Origin of the sequence: Alistipes sp., from assembly GCF_048465575.1 — a bacterium.
Lineage (GTDB): Bacteria > Bacteroidota > Bacteroidia > Bacteroidales > Rikenellaceae > Alistipes.
In genome coordinates, this window is the sequence record NZ_DBFWLG010000013.1 from 104011 (window position 1) to 124900 (window position 20890).

At 62.0% G+C, this 20890-nt stretch carries 18 protein-coding genes; 10 read left to right on the plus strand and 8 right to left on the minus strand.

The window, feature by feature from the left end; genetic code table 11:
- Positions 1 to 239: 239 nt before the first annotated feature.
- Together ACMQ11_RS04835 and ACMQ11_RS04840 are read left to right on the plus strand one after the other, a co-directional pair.
- Entirely contained in the window at positions 240 to 1211 is a 972-nt protein-coding gene (locus ACMQ11_RS04835) for an acyltransferase (protein WP_418991628.1), read from the plus strand.
- A gap of 23 nt (positions 1212 to 1234) precedes the next feature.
- The gene (locus ACMQ11_RS04840; RefSeq protein WP_418991629.1) at positions 1235 to 1888 is read left to right on the plus strand and encodes a cytidylyltransferase domain-containing protein; all 654 of its coding nucleotides are present in this window, start codon (positions 1235 to 1237) and stop codon (positions 1886 to 1888) included.
- Between the two features lie 3 nt (positions 1889 to 1891).
- Here ACMQ11_RS04840 and ACMQ11_RS04845 read toward each other — a convergent pair whose 3' ends face one another.
- The 3 genes from ACMQ11_RS04845 to clpB all read right to left on the minus strand — a co-directional run bounded on the left by ACMQ11_RS04845 (position 1892) and on the right by clpB (position 6677).
- On the minus strand, positions 1892 to 2782 hold the full coding sequence (locus ACMQ11_RS04845) for a hypothetical protein (RefSeq protein ID WP_418991630.1): 891 nt from the start codon (positions 2780 to 2782) through the stop codon (positions 1892 to 1894).
- Positions 2779 to 3963: a hypothetical protein gene (locus tag ACMQ11_RS04850; protein ID WP_418991631.1), complete on the minus strand. Its 1185-nt coding sequence runs from the start codon at positions 3961 to 3963 to the stop codon at positions 2779 to 2781. The genes ACMQ11_RS04845 and ACMQ11_RS04850 overlap by 4 nt, the downstream gene beginning before the upstream one ends.
- Positions 3964 to 4079: 116 nt before the next feature.
- The gene (gene clpB / locus ACMQ11_RS04855) at positions 4080 to 6677 is read right to left on the minus strand and encodes an ATP-dependent chaperone ClpB (RefSeq protein ID WP_418991632.1); all 2598 of its coding nucleotides are present in this window, start codon (positions 6675 to 6677) and stop codon (positions 4080 to 4082) included.
- Positions 6678 to 6904: 227 nt separating this feature from the next.
- On the opposite strand from clpB, the gene ACMQ11_RS04860 reads away from it, so the two are divergent.
- The 6 genes from ACMQ11_RS04860 to ACMQ11_RS04885 all read left to right on the plus strand — a co-directional run bounded on the left by ACMQ11_RS04860 (position 6905) and on the right by ACMQ11_RS04885 (position 13276).
- Positions 6905 to 7555, plus strand: coding sequence for a hypothetical protein (locus tag ACMQ11_RS04860; protein ID WP_418991633.1), 651 nt, complete (start codon positions 6905 to 6907; stop codon positions 7553 to 7555).
- Between the two features lie 190 nt (positions 7556 to 7745).
- The gene (dnaX, locus tag ACMQ11_RS04865; protein ID WP_418991634.1) at positions 7746 to 9671 is read left to right on the plus strand and encodes a DNA polymerase III subunit gamma/tau; all 1926 of its coding nucleotides are present in this window, start codon (positions 7746 to 7748) and stop codon (positions 9669 to 9671) included.
- Between the two features lie 47 nt (positions 9672 to 9718).
- Positions 9719 to 11017: a tyrosine--tRNA ligase gene (gene tyrS / locus ACMQ11_RS04870; protein WP_418991635.1), complete on the plus strand. Its 1299-nt coding sequence runs from the start codon at positions 9719 to 9721 to the stop codon at positions 11015 to 11017.
- A 1-nt stretch (position 11018) separates the two neighbouring features.
- On the plus strand, positions 11019 to 11372 hold the full coding sequence (folB, locus tag ACMQ11_RS04875; protein ID WP_418991636.1) for a dihydroneopterin aldolase: 354 nt from the start codon (positions 11019 to 11021) through the stop codon (positions 11370 to 11372).
- 115 nt (positions 11373 to 11487) lie between these two features.
- Complete coding sequence (locus ACMQ11_RS04880; RefSeq protein ID WP_418991637.1) at positions 11488 to 11670, plus strand: hypothetical protein; 183 nt, start codon at positions 11488 to 11490, stop codon at positions 11668 to 11670.
- Positions 11671 to 11926: 256 nt separating this feature from the next.
- Complete coding sequence (locus tag ACMQ11_RS04885) at positions 11927 to 13276, plus strand: sodium-dependent transporter (protein ID WP_418991638.1); 1350 nt, start codon at positions 11927 to 11929, stop codon at positions 13274 to 13276.
- A 3-nt stretch (positions 13277 to 13279) separates the two neighbouring features.
- Here ACMQ11_RS04885 and ACMQ11_RS04890 read toward each other — a convergent pair whose 3' ends face one another.
- From ACMQ11_RS04890 to ACMQ11_RS04900, 3 genes are all read right to left on the minus strand, one after another.
- A complete protein-coding gene (locus ACMQ11_RS04890) occupies positions 13280 to 13780 on the minus strand; it encodes a nucleotidyltransferase domain-containing protein (protein WP_418991639.1) in 501 nt (166 codons plus the stop codon).
- Between the two features lie 87 nt (positions 13781 to 13867).
- Positions 13868 to 14398, minus strand: a complete 531-nt coding sequence (gene ribH / locus ACMQ11_RS04895; protein WP_418991640.1) for a 6,7-dimethyl-8-ribityllumazine synthase — start codon at positions 14396 to 14398, stop codon at positions 13868 to 13870.
- Between the two features lie 9 nt (positions 14399 to 14407).
- Entirely contained in the window at positions 14408 to 15091 is a 684-nt protein-coding gene (locus ACMQ11_RS04900; RefSeq protein ID WP_418991641.1) for a tetratricopeptide repeat protein, read from the minus strand.
- A gap of 107 nt (positions 15092 to 15198) precedes the next feature.
- Between ACMQ11_RS04900 and recF the strand changes: the two genes are divergently transcribed.
- A complete protein-coding gene (recF, locus tag ACMQ11_RS04905; protein ID WP_418991642.1) occupies positions 15199 to 16464 on the plus strand; it encodes a DNA replication/repair protein RecF in 1266 nt (421 codons plus the stop codon).
- 14 nt (positions 16465 to 16478) lie between these two features.
- Entirely contained in the window at positions 16479 to 16751 is a 273-nt protein-coding gene (locus ACMQ11_RS04910; RefSeq protein ID WP_418991706.1) for a DUF721 domain-containing protein, read from the plus strand.
- A gap of 202 nt (positions 16752 to 16953) precedes the next feature.
- On the opposite strand, the gene ACMQ11_RS04915 is transcribed toward ACMQ11_RS04910, so the two are convergent.
- Both ACMQ11_RS04915 and ACMQ11_RS04920 read right to left on the minus strand, forming a co-directional pair.
- Positions 16954 to 18141 carry an OmpA family protein gene (locus tag ACMQ11_RS04915; protein WP_418991643.1) on the minus strand — a complete coding sequence of 396 codons (1188 nt, stop codon included), beginning with the start codon at positions 18139 to 18141 and terminating at the stop codon, positions 16954 to 16956.
- Positions 18142 to 18320: 179 nt separating this feature from the next.
- Complete coding sequence (locus tag ACMQ11_RS04920) at positions 18321 to 20873, minus strand: adenosylcobalamin-dependent ribonucleoside-diphosphate reductase (protein WP_418991644.1); 2553 nt, start codon at positions 20871 to 20873, stop codon at positions 18321 to 18323.
- Positions 20874 to 20890 lie beyond the last annotated feature (17 nt).

Below are 20890 nucleotides of genomic sequence, written 5' to 3' on the forward strand. Positions count from 1 at the left end.
TCCCATTTATGTGAACAGGCTCTGGCAAACCCTCATGATTAAATAGGACACAATTCCACGCCGTAGACGTGATGGAAATAACTATGCCTATCTTCATCAAGTTTGAAATTTACCAGATTTCGTTCACAGAAGATAGAACTTACACTTTCGTGCAAAACAGTATGTTGCAACCCGCTTCGGAATTGCGTTTAACAAAGATAGAAAAATATTTTTGATTATAATTACTATCTTTGCAAATAATGCCGGAGTCGTACAACATATTCCGCTTCACCGAGACGGACCGGGCGGCGTTCGAAAGGGCGGCACTGGAGTTGTTCCGGCGTCAGGCCGCTGCGTGTCCGCCCTACCGGGAATACCTCGAAAAGATCGGTGTGTGCGCACACACCGTCGAAAAGGCCGCCGAAATACCCTTTCTGCCGATCCAGTTGTTCAAGACCCACGAGGTCTACTGCGGCGATACGCCGCCCGAAGCGGTCTTCACCTCGAGCGCCACGACGGGGATGACCCCCGCGCGGCACCCGATGCGGTCGCTCGCGCTCTACGAGGAGGCGTTCGGCGCTTCGTTCCGCACGTTCTACGGCGACCCGGCGCGCTGGAGCATCTATGCGCTGCTGCCCAACTACCTGCGGCGACGGGGTTCGTCGCTGGTCTACATGGCCGACCGGCTCATCGCCGCGTGCGGCTCGGGCGGCTTCTACCTCGATGAGTACGAACGGCTCGTCGCCGACATGGCCGCCGACCCGAAACCCAAAATCCTGCTCGGCGTAAGCTATGCGCTGTGGGAGCTGGCCGAGCGGCATGCACCGCGGCTGCGGGACACGGTTGTCATGGAGACGGGCGGGATGAAAGGCTACCGCGAAGAGCTGCCCAAGGAGGAGTTCCACGCGATTCTCTGCCGGGCGTTCGGCGTCGGGGCAATCCATTCGGAGTATGGCATGGCCGAGCTGACCTCGCAGGCCTACTCCAAGGGAGGCAACCGCTTCCGCTGCCCGGGGTGGATGCGCGTGGTGGCGCGCGACGTGAACGACCCGTTCGAGCAACTGCCCGTCGGGGCACGGGGCGGACTGAACGTCATCGACCTGGCGAACCGCTGGTCCTGCGCATTCATTCAGACCCAGGACATCGGGCGCGTCCACGCCGACGGAGCATTCGAGGTCGAGGGGCGCATCGACCGCAGCGACATCCGGGGCTGCAACCTGCTGGTACAATGAAACAAATCGAGAGATAGCATCCTATGAAAACCGTAGCATTCGTCCCTATCCGGCTGAACAGCCAGCGCGTCGCGGGCAAGAACCTGCGCCTGCTGGGCGGTGAACCGCTCCTGTGCCATATTCTCAAGACGCTTCGCAACGTCGGGCAAATCGACGAGGTGTGGGTCTTTTGCAGCGACGAGCGGGTGCGCGAGCTGCTGCCCGAGGGGGTGCGGTTTCTGAAGCGGAGCGACGAACTGGACCGCGATACGACGCTCGGACGGGAGATATACGACAGTTTCACGCAGCAGGTCGAGGCGGACCTCTACCTGCTCGCACACGCCACCTCGCCCTTTATCCGGTCGCAGACCATCTCCGAGGCGCTCGACAAGGTGCTTTCGGGCGCGTACGACTCGGCTTTCAGCGCCGAGCGAATCCAGACATTCGCCTGGTACGAGGGGCAGCCGCTCAACTACTCGCTCGACGACATTCCCCGCACGCAGACCATCGAACCGGTCTATGTCGAGACCAGCGCCTTTTTCATCTTTCCGGCCGCACTCTGGCGCACGCGCCACCGACGGATCGGCAATAGCCCGTGGATGGCCGTCGTGGACCGCATCGAGGGGCTGGACATCGACTACCCCGAGGATTTTACGATGGCGGAGATCATCGCCGCCGGGCGGAAGCTGCCGCAATAGCGCTCATTCGAGCGGCTCGCGCTCGTAGGCGTCGATCATCGAGCCGCGCGTGCGGTTGACGATCCGCGCCCCGAGCGAAATGGCAAAGTCGCGCAACACCTCGTGGCCGCGGAAGAGTTCGGCCACCTCCGCCAGGTAGACCGCCATCGTGTAAGGCCGGGGCGGAACTTTCTGGAAGATGGGCTGCGGAACGGCGGTAGAGGAACCGTCGTCGTAATAGTGGCGGTCGAGGCGGCAGAGGCGGTTCCCGTCGTCCACCGTCAGCCCCTCGAGCAGCGTGTGGTCCACGCCGTACAGTTCGATCCGCCGGTACCCAAGCAACAGGGCCACATACTCCCCCACCTGCACCACCGTACCGAAATTGGCGCTGCCCAGCCCGCGGCGGAAGAGCCAGCGCTCCACGCCGGGAAAACCGCGGTATACCTGGGTGTGGAAGCGCACGATGCGGATCAGGGGGTTGGGCAGCACGGCCCGGTAGTCGAAATGCTCGGGGTTGTAGTACTGCACGTAGAGGTTCATGGGCCATGTCACCCGCTCGTTCAGTGTTTTATAAAATTCCATCACCCGGTCGCGGTAAGCGCTTCGGCGGAAGAACATCGGGTCCGAGAGGACGTAATAGGCCGGGCGGACGACCGCAAAGCGCTCGTCGTCGGCGAAGAAATTGACCGCCAGGAAATCCTTCTCGAGGTACTCGCCGCGTGCGATCAGCCGCGGGAGGTCCTCCCCGAGCGAGGGCCCGTTCCCCAGGATGACCATCGCCGCGCGCGGCTCGCCCACCGGGCCTGCGCGGCGGATGTAGTTGCGGAAATTCTCTTTCCAGGCCATGACGGCGAAATAGAGCAGCGTATCGAAGAGGTTGCGCACGCATTCGACCAGTTTCATCGGGAGCGTCATCGTTCGGCTTTTTTGGATTCGGGATAAAGCGTGCGGAGCGCCTCGCGGAAACGCGACGCGACGGTTTCGACCGCAAATTCGGCGCGCAGGCGGAGTAGGTTCTCGCAGAAGAGGCTGTAATCGGGGTTTTCGGGCCACGCGGCGGCCAACCGCCGCACCAGCGCGGCCATGTCGTTCACCGTATCGACCACGTATCCCGCGCGCAGGCGCAGCACGTCGTCGAAATAATCGTTGCGCAGCGTAATGACCGGGCGGCAGAGGTTCAGGGCATCGAAGAGGGCGCCGCTGGCCGTGAGCCGGTATCCGTCGGGATCGTAGGCGAAAACGAGGTAGTCGAGGGCGGCCGCCTCCGAGTCGTAGCGTTCGCGGGGAATGAACCCGTTGTCGGCGCCGGCCACGAAACGCACGTTGCGGCACGCGGCGTGGCCGTCGAAGCCGTAGGTGCGCCCCACGACCACGAGCGGCACGGGAATCTCCCGCGCGAGTTCCACGATGCGGTGCAGCCCCTTGGCAGGGGTCAACTGCCCGACGGTCCCGACCCGCAGCTGCGCATGGGGAGCGGGAGCGGCGGGGGCCTCAGAGAAAAAATAGGGGTGGTCGATCGAGAAGAACGCCGCGCGGTTCTTCGGAGCGACATACGGCGTGAGATTACGGAGGATCGAGCGCCCCAGCACGCAGCATTTCAGTCCGGGTGCCAGGGTCGTGCGGGCGAACGTCCGCCGCAGCAAGGCCCCGAACCAGCCCGACGCCCTCCACCAGGGATGGCACTGCGCGAGCAGTTCCAGTTCGCCGTGGCAAACCACCACCACGCGCCGCGGACGAAGCCGGCACAGCAGGTTCAGGGCCCACAGTCCCAGGGGGTTGTTGGTCGTGTAGATCAACTGCTCCCCGCGCGGAAGCGTCAGGAGCTGCCACAGGTTGACGAGCGCCCCCAGCGCATAGCGGCACACCCAGCCGACGGGTCCCTCCCGCCGGACGACCGCCGTCGGGCGGAACCGGACCCGTTTCAGATCGGTCGCGGGCGCATGCCGTTCGAGCACCCGCCGAATGCACGCTTGCTGCGAGGGGTGGCACACGTACTCCACGCGCTCGAAAGCCGTGAGGCACATCGACAGCAGCGCCGCGTTGAACATTTCGTGAAAGGAGTCGCGTGCGACGGTATCGACCAGGCGGACATGCATCGTTGTAGGTGGTTTTGCGAAAGCGAATGTACGAAAAAATCCCGAGACGGACCCCGCCCCTGCAAAAAAAGCGGTACGGAGCGCTCCGTACCGCCTGCCGGAAAATCCGGAAAGGATCAGTTGGTAAAAGTCAGCCCCCGCTCGTCGGCGTCGATGCGGATCGGCTCCTCGCGCCGCACGTCGCCCGCAAGGATGCGCTTCGAAAGGTCGTTCACCACGTAGCGCTGGATGGTCCGCTTCACGGGCCGTGCCCCGTAGAGGGGATCGTAACCCGCGCGGGCGATCCACTCGCGCGCGGCGTCGGTGTATTCGAGCCGGATGCCGTTCTCGGCGAGCATCCGCCGCACGATGCCCAGCTGCATGTCGACGATGCGTTCGATGTCGCGGCGCGTCAGCGGTTCGAACATGACGATCTCGTCGATCCGGTTCAGGAACTCGGGTTTGAGGTGCTGCTTCAAGAGGTCGATCACCTCCCGCCGCGTGCGCTCCACGACCTCGGCCGGGAGCCGGTTCCCGTCGGCCGCTCCGGCGAAATTCTCCTGGATGATCTGCGCCCCCATATTCGAGGTCATGATTACGATCGTGTTGCGGAAATCGACCGTGCGGCCCTTGTTGTCCGTCAGCCGCCCGTCGTCCAGAACCTGCAAGAGGATGTTGAAGACGTCGGGATGCGCTTTTTCGATCTCGTCGAGCAGCACCACCGAGTAGGGCTTGCGGCGCACGGCCTCGGTGAGCTGGCCGCCCTCGTCGTAACCGACGTATCCCGGAGGCGCTCCCACCAGCCGCGAGACGCTGTGCCGCTCCTGGTACTCGCTCATGTCGATGCGCGTGAGCATCTGGTCGTCGTTGAACAGGAACTCCGCCAGCGCCTTGGCCAGTTCGGTCTTGCCCACACCCGTGGTGCCGAGGAAGATGAACGAACCGATGGGTTTACGCGGGTCGCTCAGCCCGGCGCGCGAACGGCGCACGGCGTCCGAAATGGCCTGGATGGCCGCGTCCTGTCCGATGACGCGCTTGTGCAGCTCGTCCTCGAGGTGGAGCAGTTTCTCGCGCTCCGAAGCCAGCATGCGCGTGACGGGAATGCCCGTCCAGCGCGACACGACCTCGGCCACGTCCTCGGCATCGACCTCCTCCTTAATCATCGAACCGTTGGCCGAAGCCAGCTTGTACTCCTCTTGAAAGGCTGCGATCTCCTTTTCGGCCTGCTGAATCTTGCCGTAGCGGATTTCGGCCACGCGGCCGTAATCGCCCTCACGCTCGGCCTGCTGGGCCTCGACCTTGAGTGCCTCGATCCGGTCCTTGTTGGACTGGATCTTCCGCAGCAGGTCGCGCTGCCCCTGCCACTTGGCGCGCATCTCGGCATCGCGGGCCTTGAGCTCCTCGATCTCCTTGGTGAGCTGCTCGACGCGCTCCTTGTCTTTCTCGCGGCGGATGGCTTCGCGCTCGATCTCGAGCTGGCGGACCCGGCGGTCGAGGGTGTCGATCTCCTCGGGCACGGAGTTCATCTCCAGCCTGAGGCGCGAAGCCGCCTCGTCGACCAGGTCGATGGCCTTGTCCGGGAGGAAGCGCGAGGTGATGTAGCGCGTCGAAAGTTCGACCGCGGCCACGATCGCCTCGTCCTTGATCCGCACCTGGTGGTGGTTCTCGTAACGCTCTTTCAGACCGCGGAGGATCGAAATGGCGTCCTCGCGCGAGGGTTCGTCGACGCGGACCATCTGAAAACGGCGTTCGAGGGCCTTGTCCTGCTCGAAATACTTTTGGAACTCGTCGAGCGTCGTGGCGCCGATCGTCCTCAGTTCGCCGCGCGCCAGAGCCGGCTTGAGGATGTTGGCCGCATCCATCGCCCCCGAGGTCTTGCCGGCGCCCACCAGGGTGTGAATCTCGTCGATGAACAGTAGAATCTCGCCCTCGCTGGCCGTCACCTCCTGCACCACGGCTTTGAGCCGCTCCTCGAACTCGCCCTGGTATTTGGCGCCCGCGATCAGCGCACCCATGTCGAGCGAGTAGATCGATTTCGACTTGAGGTTCTCGGGCACGTCGCCGTCGATGATCCGGCGGGCGATGCCCTCGGCGATGGCGGTCTTGCCCACGCCGGCCTCGCCCACGAGGATGGGGTTGTTCTTCGTGCGCCGCGAGAGAATCTGCAACACGCGGCGGATCTCCTCGTCGCGCCCGATCACCGGATCGAGTTTGCCCTGCCGGGCCTGCTCGTTGAGGTTGACGGCATACTTGCCCAGCGCGTCGAACTGCTGCTCGGAGGTCTGCGAATCGACCGTGGCCCCCTTGCGGAACGTGCGGATGGCTTCGAGCAGCTCTTTCTCGGTGGCGCCGCTGCGTTTGAGGATGTCGGCGGCCCGGCCGCGCTCGGCCAACAGTCCCAACAGCAGGTGCTCGACCGAAGCGTATTTATCACCGAATTTCTTGGTGAAATCCACGGCCCGCTGGATCAGCCGGGTCGTCTCCTGGGCGAAGAACTGTTCGCCGCCGCCCTCGACGCGCGGCAGGGAGTCCACGGCCTGCGAAACCTCCTCGCGCAGCGTACGCACGTTTACCCCCACGCGCCCCAAGAGGAACGTGGCGAGCGAATCGTCCTCGCGCACGAGGACGCTCAGCAGGTGCAGCGGCTCGACGGCCTGCTGTCCGCGCTGCTGCGCAAGGGTCAGCGCCGCCTGGAGCGCCTCCTGCGCCTTGATGGTCAATGTGTTGATATTCATGGTAGTATAGTTTTTTGTTTTCCCGTTTGTTCGAAACATACCACCGCAAAAGGCCTGCCAAGGGATTTCCACCCGACAGCGTGTCATCTTTTGACACGATATGACAGGAAGCGGCTGCCACCGGTGTGCCAATTTGTCCGCAAAGTCGATTTTTTCGGACCGGATGCTTCTTTTCGGAGAATTTTCGGACTATATTTGTCATACGTCAAACTCTAAACAGAACGATTATGATAAAACAAATCCGCTCTCTTTTTGTCGCCGCCGTTGCGGCATTGTGCTGCTCCTGCGGCGCAGTCGGCAACAGCGGTCCGAAGATGGACACCCCCGAAGCCACGGCGCTCGTGGCGCAGACGGTGAAGAAAAACATCGACCTCGCACAGTGGAAAATCTACCGCATCCTCTGGCAGGAGGGCGAGGAACTGGGCAACGAGCTGCTGCGCGTTACGGTCTATCTGGTCAACGAGGCCGGGGACTGCTTCACCCAGACGTTCACCCTTTCGGGTCCGGCCAAGGGCAATGTTTCGGACCTGCGCGAAGCCACCGGTCAGAACCGCGTCGACTTCGAAAAGGTCCACGGCATCTCGCCCGAGCGGATCGACCCCGCGGCGGTCCAAAAACAGTACGAAGAGGCCAAGGCGACGATCCCCGACAACTACACTTTCCAGAGCGTTTCGAGCTACGACATCGCCGAGGTGCTCTCATCGGGCGTCGAATTGTTCGACCGCGGCAAGAATGTGGGCGCGATCGAGACCTCATTCGATGTGAACGTTACCGAAAACGGCAAGGAGATGGTCGAGAGCGCAGGCAAGAAATCGCTGCAATACTACCAGATTCAGTTCAACGTACAGCCCGACGGCTCGGTCGAGATGGAGGACTGACGCAGAGAACAATTCACAATTTAAAATTCACAATTCATAATTAGGGTATTCGGAACGGAGGAGGAAATGTCCTCCGTTTCCGTTTTGTCCGCCGCTTCAAACGGAGTCGCCCGCCAAAAATTCCGGGCGGGCCGATAATTCTGAATGGTGAATTGTGGATTAGGAATTTATTCGGTATCTTTGCGCTACCATGAGTGATTTTATCGTCAGCGCACGCAAATACCGCCCCGCGACTTTCTCTTCGGTCGTCGGGCAGCAGCACATCACCTCGACCCTCAAGAACGCCATCGAGCGCGGGCAGTTGGCCCACGCCTACCTCTTCTGCGGTCCCCGCGGCGTGGGCAAAACGACCTGCGCCCGCATCTTCGCCAAGGCCATCAACTGCCTCACGCCCGAGGGCGCCGAGGCGTGCAACGGGTGCGAGTCGTGCCGCTCGTTCAACGAGGGACGCTCGCTCAACATCCACGAGCTGGATGCCGCGTCGAACAACTCCGTGGAGGACATCCGCACGCTCATCGAGCAGGTGCGCATCATACCGCAGGTGGGCCGCTTCTCGGTTTTCATCATCGACGAGGTCCACATGCTCTCGGCCGCGGCGTTCAACGCTTTTCTGAAGACCCTCGAAGAGCCGCCCGCGCACGCGATTTTCATCCTGGCCACCACCGAGAAACACAAGATCATCCCCACGATCCTCTCGCGCTGCCAAATCTACGATTTTAACCGCATCCGCGTCGAGGACGCGGTCGAATACCTCAAGTTCATCGCTTCGGCCGAACACATCGAGGCGGACGAAGAGTCGTTGAACCTCATCGCGCAGAAAGCCGACGGCGGCATGCGCGACGCCTTGTCCATGTTCGACAAGGCCGTCTCGTTCTGCGGCCAAAGGCTCGACTACCGCAACGTGGCCCAGACGCTCAACGTACTGGATTACGACACCTATTTCGGTCTGACGCAGCTGCTCCTCGAGGGCAACTGGGTCGATGCGCTGGTCGCCTTCGACGTGGTGCTCTCGAAAGGATTTTCGGGTCAGACGTTCATGGCCGGCCTGAACCGCCACATGCGCGACCTCTTGATGGCCAAGCGCCCCGAGACGCTGCGGTTGATCGAGATGACCGGAACGCTGCTGGAACGATACCGCGCGCAGGCCCAGGCCTGCCAGGTCGAGTTTCTGTTCCGCGCCATCTCCGTGCTGACGGAACTCGACGGAAAAATCCGGCAATCGTCCTCCCAACGGTTGCTCGTCGAGCTGGGCCTGATGAAGATCGCCGGGCTCGGCCAAAAAAAAAATGACACCCTGACCTCCTCCGCGGAGTATCCCCTGCCTGAACTGACATCCCGTCCGGCGGCTTCGGCGCCTGCAACGGCAACGGCCGAGCCCGCAACGGCGGTTCCGACTGCGGCCGCTCCCGCGGCTACCGTTACACCGGAAACAGCAGCGGCCCGGGTAAAAGCAGCGGCGGCCCCGGTCTCGGCGGCAAAAGCGAAGGACTCCGTTGCGCCGACCGCGCAGCCCGGCTCCGGACAACCCGCCCGGAGCGAGCCGCCGGCCGCACCGACTGCTCCGGCACCCCCGACCGTACGGCCCGCAGCCGACCCGGATTCGGGGTCCGCACCGCAGCCGGCGACACAGCCGGCCCGCCCGGTCCGCAGGCCGCTCATCTCGGGCACCTCGCTCGCGGCGCTGTTGGGCGACGCGGATAACTCGGACGAAGAGCTTTCGCAGGGCGAGGCGGCCGACGAGCCGGAGTCCCCGGAAGTCGATCCCGACTGCGCGGCAAAGCTCGAACGGGCCCGCGACCGCATTCTGGAGTTGATCCGCGAAAGACGCCCGCGGTTCGTTCCGGCATTCGAACGGATGACTTACCGCGACAACGTCCTCGCGGTAAGTGTCCCCACGACCGAGTTGCGCGACGAAATACTGCGCAGCAAGACCGGAATGCTGATGCGGATCGCCGAACTGGCCGGTACGACGGGCCGGATCGAGCTGGAGGTAACCGTCAACGAGCAGATCGCAGCCGCACGGCCGATCAAGTTGGAGGACCGGGTGAAATACATCACGGAGAAGAATCCTCTCGTCGCGGAGCTACGCAAAGCGCTGGATTTGGAGGTAGAGTAACCCGCCGCGAAGAGGCAACACAAACCGAAAAAACAAAAAAGAGCAATATGGCAACAAAAAACTTTATCGAAGAACTCGAATGGCGCGGCATGATCCACACGATCATGCCCGGCGCAAAGGAACAACTCGACAAGGAGATGACGACGGCCTACCTGGGGATCGACCCCACGGCCGACTCGCTTCACATCGGTCACCTGGTCGGCGTGATGATTCTCAAGCATTTCCAGATGTGCGGCCACCGTCCGCTGGCGCTCATCGGCGGCGCCACGGGCATGATCGGCGACCCCTCGGGCAAGTCGCAGGAGCGCAACCTCCTGGACGAAGAGACGCTGCGCCACAACCAGGAGGCGATCAAGCGGCAGCTGGCCAAACTCCTCGATTTCGACTCGGACGCACCCAACGCCGCCAGGCTGGTGAACAACTACGACTGGATGAAAGGGATCACGTTTTTGGATTTCATCCGCGACATCGGCAAGTGCATCACCGTCAACTACATGATGGCCAAGGACTCGGTCAAGAAACGCTTCAGCGGCGAGGGCGACGGCATGTCGTTCACCGAATTTACCTACCAGCTGGTGCAGGGGTTCGATTTCCTGCATCTCTACGAGACGATGAACTGCAAGGTGCAGCTGGGCGGCGCAGACCAGTGGGGCAACATCACCACCGGCACGGAGCTGATCCGACGCAAACTGGGCGCCGAAGCCGAAGCGTTCGGCATCACCTGCCCGCTGATCACCAAGGCCGACGGCACCAAATTCGGCAAGACCGAGAGCGGCAACGTCTGGCTCGATGCGCGCTACACCTCGCCCTACAAATTCTACCAGTTCTGGCTCAACGTCTCGGACGAGGACGCCAAGCGTTACATCAAGATATTCACGCTGCTCGACCGTCCGACGATCGACTCGCTGATCGCCGAGCACGACGCCGCGCCCCACCTGCGCACGCTGCAAAAGCGGCTCGCGCAGGAAATCACCTGCATGATCCACTCGCGCGAGGAGTGGGAGAAAGCCGTCGAGGCCTCGGCGATCCTCTTCGGCGGAGCCACCTCCGACGCGCTGCACCGGCTCGACGAAGAGACGCTGTTGCAGGTTTTCGAGGGCGTGCCGCAATTCCGCATCGCCCGTTCGGAGCTGGGCCTGCCGTTCGTCGACCTCTGCGCCGAAAAGACGCAGATATTCTCCTCGAAAGGCGAGTGCCGCAAGCTGGTGCAGGGCGGCGGCGTGTCGCTCAACCGCGAGAAAGTCGCCGACCCCGCGCGCACGGTGACGGCCGACGACCTGATCGCCGGAAAATACCTGTTGGTGCAGCGCGGCAAGAAGAACTACTACCTGGTGATCGCCGAATAGAATGGAGTACCGGATCGTTCTGGAACGCATGGAGTTCCGGGCGCTGCACGGCTGCTACGAGATGGAGCGCCGGGTGGGTAACCGCTTCACGGTCGACCTCGAGATCACGGCCGAGCTGGGCGAGGCGGCTGCCGAGGACAACGTCCAGTTGACGGTCAACTACCTCACGGTCTACGAGGTCGTGCGGGCCGAGATGCGCGTCACGCAGCACACGATCGAGCGCGTGGCCATGAACATCATCGAGAGGCTCTATGCCGTGTTCCCGCAGATCAGGCACGTAAAGTGTACCGTCTCGAAACTGGCGCCCCCGCTGGGCGGCAAACTCGACCGGGTGAGCGTCGTGCTGGAGCGGTAGGTGCCGCAGGCGGATGAAAGGTGAACTTTGCGATTGAGCGAGAGCAGAGGCCGCCGGGCGGACTATGCCGAGCGTGAGCAAAGTCAAGCCGCCAAAGGCGGGTTAAAGGACAAAGGTGGAAAGTGTTCTCGATCCTAGAACCCGTTCGTTCCCGAGCATCGTCGAGGGGTCGCAGGGCAAGATGATAGGTGAAAGTACCGGGAATGGTTCGCTTCCGGCCTACGGTTGGAAGCGGCAGCCCGAAGCCTTGCCCGACGACGGGCTGCTCTTCAGCCCCAAGGCTTCGAGCACCCCTTGACGCAGGCCCGGGGTTGTACCAAGGTGACAAGCAGTTGGGAAAGTCCCTGCCAACTACGAGCCGCAAAAACAGGTAGCGGAAGATTCCTCGCATACGGTTCGGAATGAAAAAAGATGGATGGGCGACTCCTTGGCGTTGCTCGGGGAACGCCTCTCGACACAGTTCGGGGAACGAAAATTGGGAACGCAAGAAAATAATTGTGATTCTGAATGATGAATTATGAATTTCGAATTCGGTGTCGGATCAAATTCGGATTATGAAACATTCGCAGCATCGAGCCACCCTGGGTGGTAAATTGAGCGCCGTGCTGGTCGCAGCCGGCAGCTCCGTGGGACTGGGAAACATCTGGCGTTTCCCCTATGTCGCCGGCGACAACGGCGGAGGCGCCTTTCTGGTGATCTATATCCTCTGCGTGCTGCTGCTGGGGCTGCCGCTCATGGTGGCCGAGTTCTCGGTCGGGCGCGCGACCCACCGCAACGCCGTGGGAGCCTACCGGGCACTGGACCGCCGGTGGAGTTTTCTGGGTTACAACGGCGTCGTAGCTGCCTTTCTGATCCTGGGTTTCTATTTCGTGGTCTCCGGCTGGACCGCCGAATACATGGTCCACTCCCTCACGGGCGAACTGGCCCGCTACTCGACCGCCGAGGAGTACAAAAGCATCTTCGACAACTTTATCCGCAACCCCTGGCGGCCCGTGCTCTACACCTCGCTGTTCGTACTGGCGACCCATTTCGTGATCGCGCTCGGCGTCCAGAAAGGCATCGAACGGTCGGCCAAGGTACTTATGCCCCTGCTGTTCGTCATTTTGATCGCCCTCTCGATCCACTCGCTGCTCATGCCGCACGGCGGCGACGGCCTGCGATTCTTCTTCCGGCCCGATTTCTCGAAAGTGACCCCCTCGACCGTGCTGGTGGCCCTCGGGCAGGCTTTCTTCTCGCTCTCGATCGGCATCGGCACGATGGTCACCTACGCCTCCTATTTCAAACCCGACACCAACCTGCGCCACACGGCCCTGAATGTCACGATCCTCGACACACTGGTGGCCGTTTTGGCGGGCGTGGTGATCTTCCCGGCGGTTTTCAGCGTCGGCATCGCCCCCGAATCGGGACCCTCGCTGGTCTTCATCACCCTGCCGAGCATCTTCAACGGCATGCCGTGGAGCATGGTCTGGTCGTCGGTCTTCTTCCTGCTGCTGGTCGTCGCGGCCCTCACGTCGACCATTTCGCTGCACGAGGTCATCACGGCCTACGTACACGAAGAGTGGCACCTGAGCCGTCGCGCGGCCGCCTGGGCCACGACCGCAGCCACAGCCGTGCTGGCCGCCGCGGCCTCGTTGTCGCTGGGTGTGCTGGGCCGCTGGACCGTGGCCGGGATGAACCTCTTCGATTCGCTCGACTACCTCACGGCCAACATCCTGCTGCCCGCAGGCGGTTTCTTCACCTGCGTCTTCGTCGGCTGGCGGCTCGACCGGCGGATCCTCCGGGCACAAATCACCAACGACGGCACGCTGCGGTTCCGCATCTACGGTCTCTTTATCTTCCTGCTGCGTTACGTCTGTCCGGCCGTCCTGCTGCTGATCTTCCTGGATAATCTGGGGGTGTTCTGACCGTTACCTCACGGCATACTCTTCGGGCTCGGGGATTCCGAAACGGGCGCACAGCAACCGCACGTCGTGCAGGTCGTTTTCATCGAAATCATAGCCCCGGTGGAACTCCACCTGCTCCGCGGGCGGGATGCAGCGCACCGTCTCGGTGCCGATCCGACCCGTGGCTGCGAATACACCGGCGGGATAGAGCGCATTTTCGAACCGAATACCACCGTCCGCAGCATAATCGAACAGATGCAGATCGACGAGCCGCCCCTCGGCATCCTCCCATACGGTGTGCGAGGCGGTGGTGTAGGGACGAGCGACCTCCTCGAAGCCGCGCTGCCGCAGCAAATCGATGAAGCGCAACCCCTCCTGCCGCCCGGCGAACAGATCGATGTCCTCATGCGCGCGGGTTTGCCGCCCCAGCAACGCATCCACGCCCCAGCCGCCGTCCAGAAAGAGACTGATTCCGGCCTCCCGGGCAGCGGTCAGCAAAGCGACGGCATCGTTTTCGGTTATCATGCGATTTCAGATGAAAACGGGACAAAAGGTCGTATTGTAGCCTCTTGTCCCGTAGAATGGAATAACGGAAAATCTACTGTTCCCGCGTCAATTGATATTGCGGCGGTCGGGTTCGTGGTCGGGCGAGGCGGCCTCCATGTCGATCTGCAACTTGACCATGTTGATGGCCGTTGCGGCCGCTTCGTCGCCCTTGTTTCCCAGGCGGCCGCCGCAGCGGTCGAGCGCCTGCTGCATGTCGTTCACGGTCAGCACGCCGAATGCGATGGGCATGTTCCATTGGATCTGCAACTGCGTAATGCCCTGCGTCACGCCCTGACAGATGAAATCGAAATGGCGCGTATCGCCCTGAATGACGCACCCGAGGGCGATCACGGCGTCCACGTCGGTGTATTCGGCGAAGAACTGCACGCCCAGCGCCAGCTCGAACGTGCCCGGCACGTACTTGATCTGGATGTTCAGATCGGGACACCCTGCCGCGCGGAGCGTCCGCACGGCGCCCTCGAGCAAGGCTTCCGTCACCTCGCGGTTCCACTCGGCCACGACGATGCCGAAGCGCATGTCGGCGGCCGACGGCAGCGGGGAGTCGAATTTGGAGAGGTTGTGATTGCGGGTTGCCATTTTGCGGGATTAGTTTACCGTTCCCAGCAGTTTCTCGGCCTCGCGGGCGTCCATCGAGGCGGGATATTCGGTCAGGACCTGCTCGAAAAAGGCCGTAGCCTGGGCCGCATTGCCTGCGGCACGGGCGGCAAGACCCGCCTTGCGCAGGTACATCGGGGCCGTCAGGTTGTTGTCGGCGGCCTTGACGGCTTTCTCATAGAGTTTCACCGCCCGGGCGTAATCCTGCCGCTCGACGGCCACGTCGCCCTGCAATCCCAGATTCTGAGCGTTCACGATCGCTCCCGGAATGCCTTTGACCGGGGAGTATTGTGCCAGGTATTTGGCGGCATTCTCCAGGTCGCCCGTACGCAGGTAGCAGATACCGGCGTAGTGGCGCGCCAGGTTGCCCGAGGGGGTCGAGCCGTACCGATCGATCACCTCGAGGAATCCGGCGCCGTTGGCGTCGCCCTCCAAAGCCAGTTCGAAATCGGGTGTCTGGCCATCGAAACGCGCCTGTGCCTGGGCGATCATCTCGGCGGCTTTCTCGGCCCGCGGCAGCGTAATGAGCGCGCGATAACCCCAGACGGCAGCGGCTACGACGAGCAGCGCCAGGAAGATCCAGGCCAGCTTGCGGCCGTTGTTCTGGAGGAAAAGCTCGGTCTTGTTCATTGCTTCGCCGAGCGTTTCCGGTTCGGCGACGTTCTTCTTTGCCATAGAAAGTATCGTGTTTTTGGTTTATAATTAGCGTACAACAGGCAGCAAAGATACAAAACTATTCACAATGTACAAGGAGGCTTTCGGTTTTTTTGTATCTTTGAGGCATGTATCTGAAGAAACTGTCGCTCATCAATTTCAAGAATATCGCGCAGGAGGAGCTGGCCCTCTGCCCGGGTATCAACTGCCTGGTGGGGGACAACGGTGCGGGCAAAACCAACGTCGTCGATGCGGTCCATTACCTCTCGATGTGCAAGTCGGCGCTGGGCATGACCGACGGCCAGAGCATCCGCCACGGAGCCGATTTCTTTCTCGTCGAGGGGCGTTACGTCACCTCGGAGCGGAAGAGCGAGACCGTCGTATGCTCATTCGCGCGCAAGGGCGGCAAGCTCCTCAAACGCAACGGCAAGGAGTACGAGCGGCTCTCGGACCACGTCGGGCTGATCCCTGCGGTGATCGTCTCCCCGGCCGACAGCGCGCTCATTTCGGACGCCGCGGACGAACGCCGCCGCTACCTCAACGCGTTCATTTCGCAGCTCGACCGCGCCTACATGACCTCCCTGATGCGCTACAATGCGGTATTGGCCGAGCGCAACCGCCTGCTCAAAAGCGGGCCCGACGAGACCATGCTCCAGATCTACGACCGGCAGCTCAGCGAACACGGCCAGACGATCCACACGCGGCGGCAGGAGTTCGCCCAACGGTTGCAGCCGGCCGTCGCGGAGTTCTACCGCACGCTCTCCGGCGACCGCGAGCAGGTCGAACTCGACTACAAGTCGGAGCTGAACGAGCGTCCGCTGGCCGAGATACTGCGCGACGCGCGGCAGAAAGACCTCGTGAACGAATTCACCACCTCGGGCATTCACCGCGACGACCTGGTGCTGCGCATCGGCGGCTACCCCTTGCGCAAATACGGCTCGCAGGGGCAGCAGAAATCATTTCTGATCTCCCTGAAACTGGCGCAGTACGCCATCGTCGCCGCCGAGCGGGGCGAAAAGCCCATCCTGCTGCTGGACGATCTGTTCGACAAGCTCGACGCCGGGCGGGTCGAACAACTGATCCGGCTGGTCTCCGACGAGCGGTTCGGGCAGATCCTCATCACCGACTGCAACCCCACGCGGCTCAAGTCGATCCTCGACAAGGCGGGCGGCGAGTACCGCCTTTTCACGGTCGCAGACGGGGCCGTTCACGGACCGCAGGAGAACGGAGTACCCGGCACGGAGCATGAGCGCGCGCCGGGCCCGAAAGATACGTCGGACGAAGCGGACTCACCGGGCATGCCAGCGGCGGACGCAGAGCCCGGCACGGAGTTGTCCGACGCCGCAGACTCCCCGGACGACGAAGCCGATAGACCCAACGCCGAGTTGTTATGAGGAGGACTAAAACCATGCTGATGGGCGACCTGCTGGAGGAGTTCTTCAAGCGCCCCTACGTCGCCGCCAAGGTCGCCGAGGGACGGCTGCCGGAGACGTGGCGCGAGATTGTCGGCGACCGCGCGGCCGATTTCACCACCGAACTGCGGCTCGAAAAGCACATTCTGCACGTCCGCATCCAGTCGAGCGTCCTGCGCCAGGAGCTCTTCTACCAGCGCGAAGCGCTCCGCGACCAGATCAACAGCCGCTCGGGCGTACGCCTGGTGAACGCGGTGATCATCCGGTAACACGCACGCAGGCCTCCGCCCGGGGTGGCTGCGGACTGCCGCCGCCTCTGCGGCGCCAAGACATTCAGCGGAAGATTTCTCGCTGACGCTCGGAATGACCGATTATGAATTGTGAATTCTCAATCGCCCTGCTTCGGGGACGGCGAAAAGAAAAGATGCGACCCTCGGGTCGCATCTTTTGTCTGTCGTTCCGCAGCGGAAATTATTTGATAATCACCGCACGGTTGGCTTTCTGTACTTTCTCGAACGGATTGTCCGTAGCGCCCTTGCCCTCGTAGGTCAGCTGTTTGGGATTCACCCCTTTCGAGACCAGGAAATCGTAGACGCTCCGGGCACGGTTGAGCGCCACCCGCTCGTTGCCCGCGGCCGTACCGGTCTGCTTGTCGGCATGTCCCTCGATCTTGTAGACCCGATCTTTCGGGCCGCTCTTGATCAGGTCGGCCATCAGTTCCAGACGGGTCTTCTCCTTGGGCGTGAGTTTCGACATGCTGTAATCGTAGAGGATCACCGACGTGGGGCAGGGGGTCTGCACCTTGCGGGCTTCGGCGGCGGCCTGCTCGGCGGCGGCCTTGGCCGCTGCAACCTTCGCAGCCTCTTCCCGGGCGGCTTTCAGCTGCTCCTCGAGACGCGCCTTTTCGGCCTCTGCCGACTCCAGCGCAGCCGTACGTTCGGCCACGGCATCCTGGAATGCACGGATGTCATCGGCCGTATAGCCCGGCACGCCGCGCTCCCAGCCACGCTTGTTGAAGCGGTAGGTAAAGCCGGCCGTGGCGCTGAATCCGAACAGATACGAACCGCCCATCTCGGCGGGCGACATGCGCGAGGGGACCAGCAGGCCCTTCAGCTCGATGTTGAAATCCACCGACGGCGACATGCGGAACTTGTTGAGAATGCCGTAGGCGAATGCGAAATTCTGCTTGGAACCCGAACCGTTGTCACGCTGGGCCTTGTCCGAAAAATTGGAGGCCATGTAGCCGAAGCCGACGAACGGCACGGCGTAGTAGGCGCGGTCGGCACGGTAGCCGCCGATCCAGTTCGAAAGGTTGGCCATGAAGTCCATGTGTCCGAACAGGTAGGGCCAGGTCATCTTCCCGGCCTCGGAATCGAAATTGGAGAAGCGGCCGCCCTGCAACTGGAGACGCACACCGGCTACGGGGTGCACCCACTTGGTAACCGAAAAATTGCCCTCGAAATTGATCCGGTCGCCGAAACTGCCCAGATCCCTGCCGTTGGAGAGCGACGTACCGGCGCCGAGACCGGCCGAAATCTCCCAGTTGTCCCAGAATCCGTTCGAAACGAAGCCTGCGCAACTGGGTTTCTTGGGCGTTCCTTCCGCCAAAACCGCCATCGCCGAGAGCGCCAGCGCAAAAGTCAGGAGAAATTTTTTCATAGTCTATCTTTCATTCTTATTGCTAACAGGGGAATAATACGTTGTAAAAGTAAGTAAATTTCCTTTAATTGAAGCGCTTTGACGCAAAAAAAATACAAATAGGCGGCCGAAACAGTCAAAAAAAGGCCCGGATTGGAACTCCGGGCCTTATTCGGGCAAGAATCAGCCGTTTGGGGGCATCATCCGCACTTGGAGTAACCGCACGCCATGCACGTCAGGCAGCCGTTCTGGTAGGCCATGTTCTCCTGGCCGCAGCTCGGGCACTTGCCCTTGGAGCGGGTACCGTCGACGATATACTGCTTCAGGGCGCGGCAGACGCCCGTCTTCCAGGTGTTGATCGACTCGCTGTCGAGGTGCAGCGACTCGATCAGCGACACGGTCTTCTCGATGGGCATACCGTGTCGCAGGACGCCCGAAATGAGCTTGGCGTAGTTCCAGAACTCCTCGTCGAACAGACGCGAAATGCCGCCGATGGTGTTCGTATAGCCGTAGCGGTCGGTATACTGGAAATCGTAGCGCTTGGTGCCGTCCTGCTCGCGGACCTTGATGATAAATCCCTTTTTGATCTTCGGCGGGATGAACATGGCATCCTCCTCGATCTTTCCGGTGAAGACCTCGTAGGGTCGTCCGTCCTGCAACCCCACGAATGCGATCCAGTCCTCGGCGCCGTTCTTGAAGCGCACGATGTCGGCCGGGATCGAACGGGGGCGTTTGCGCGCCTCGCCGGGATGCTCCTCGCACCGCTTCGAGGACTTGGAGCCCTTTTCCAAAAGCACGCCGTCGCGGCAGCCGTCGCGGTAGACCGTCACGCCCTTGCAGCCGCACTCCCAGGCCGTGCGGTAGACCTCCGCCACGAGCGATTCCGAAACGTTGTTCGGAAGGTTGACGGTCACCGAGATCGAGTGGTCCACCCATTTCTGGATGGCACCCTGCATCTTGACCTTGGCCACCCAGTCGATGTCGTTGGCCGTGGCCTTGTAGTAGGGCGATGCGGCCACCCACGACTCCAGCTCGGCGTCGGAGATCGTGGCCAGCTTCGACGTGTCGTATCCGTTGGCCGCGAGCCACTTGACGAAATTGTGGTGGTAGACGTTGTACTCCTGGAACTTTTCGCCCGTTTCGTCCTCGTAATCGACGTGCGTGTCCTGGTCCGAAGGGTTGATCTTGCGGCGGCGCTTGTAAACCGTACGGAACACCGGCTCGATGCCCGAGGTGGTCTGCGACATGAGCGACGTGGTGCCGGTGGGGGCGATGGTCAGCATGGCGATGTTGCGGCGGCCCGTGCGCGTCATCTCCTCGTACAACGCGGGATCGGCTTCGCGGATGCGGGCGATCATCGGGTTGCCGGCCTCCTTGGCCGCGTCGTAGACCGGGAACGCCCCGCGCTCGGCGGCCATACGGACCGAAGCGCGATAGGCCTCGACGGCCAGCGTCTTCTGCACCTCGACGGCAAAGGCGATCGCTTCGTCCGAGCCGTAGCGCAGCCCCAAGGCCGCGAGCATGTCGCCCTCGGCCGTAATGCCCAGCCCCGTGCGGCGTCCCTTGCGGGCCATCTCGCGGATCTTCTTCCACAGCTCCAGCTCCACGCGCCGCACGTCCATGTCCTCTGGATCGGCGGCGATCTTCTCGATGATCTGCTCCACCTTCTCCAGCTCCAGGTCGATGATGTCGTCCATCATGCGCATGGCCTTCGAGACGTGTGCGCGGAACTTGGGGAAATCGAATGCCGCATCGTCCTTGAAGGGGTTGTTCACATAACTGAGCAGGTTCAGGGCCAGGAGGCGGCACGAGTCATAGGGGCAGAGCGGAATCTCGCCGCAGGGGTTGGTCGAGACCGTGACGAAGCCCTGGTCGGCGTAGCAGTCGGGCACGCTCTCGCGGATGATCGTATCCCAGAAAAGCACGCCCGGCTCGGCCGATTTCCAGGCATTGTGGATGATCTTCTCCCACAACTTTTTGGCGTCGATGTCCTGCTTGTAGCGGGGATTGTCGGACTTGATGGGAAATTGCTGGTGGTACTTTTTGCCCGCGATGGCGGCGCGCATGAACTCGTCGTCGATCTTGATCGAGACGTTGGCGCCGGTCACCTTGCCCGTGTCGACCTTGGCGTCGATGAAGCGCTCGGCGTCGGGGTGTTTGATCGACAGCGAGAGCATCAGCGCACCGCGGCGGCCGTCCTGCGCCACCTCGCGCGTTGAGTTCGAATAACGCTCCATGAAAGGCACGATGCCCGTCGAGGTGAGCGCCGAGTTCAGGACGGGGCTGCCCGTGGGCCGGATATGCGACAGGTCGTGGCCCACGCCGCCGCGCCGCTTCATCAGCTGCACCTGCTCCTCGTCCATGCGGAAGATGCCGCCGTAGGAGTCGGCCGGGTTCTTGTGGCCGATGACGAAGCAGTTCGAGAGCGACGCCACCTGGAAATTGTTGCCGATGCCGGTCATGGGTCCGCCTTGCGGAATGACATAGCGGAAATGGTCGAGCAATTCGAAGATCTCCTCCTCCGAAAGGGGGTTGGGGTATTTGAGCTCGATGCGCTCGATCTCGCGGGCGATCCGGCGGTGCATCTCGCGGGGCGATTTCTCGTAAATGTTACCGAACGAATCCTTGAGGGCATACTTGCTCACCCAGACCGTCGCGGCCAGATCGTCCCCGTCGAAATAGACCTTCGATTCGGCGACGGCGTCGTTGTAGTTGACCTTTTGCGGCTTTTCGGGAGTTGCGACTTTTGACATGCGTGTATCTATTTTTC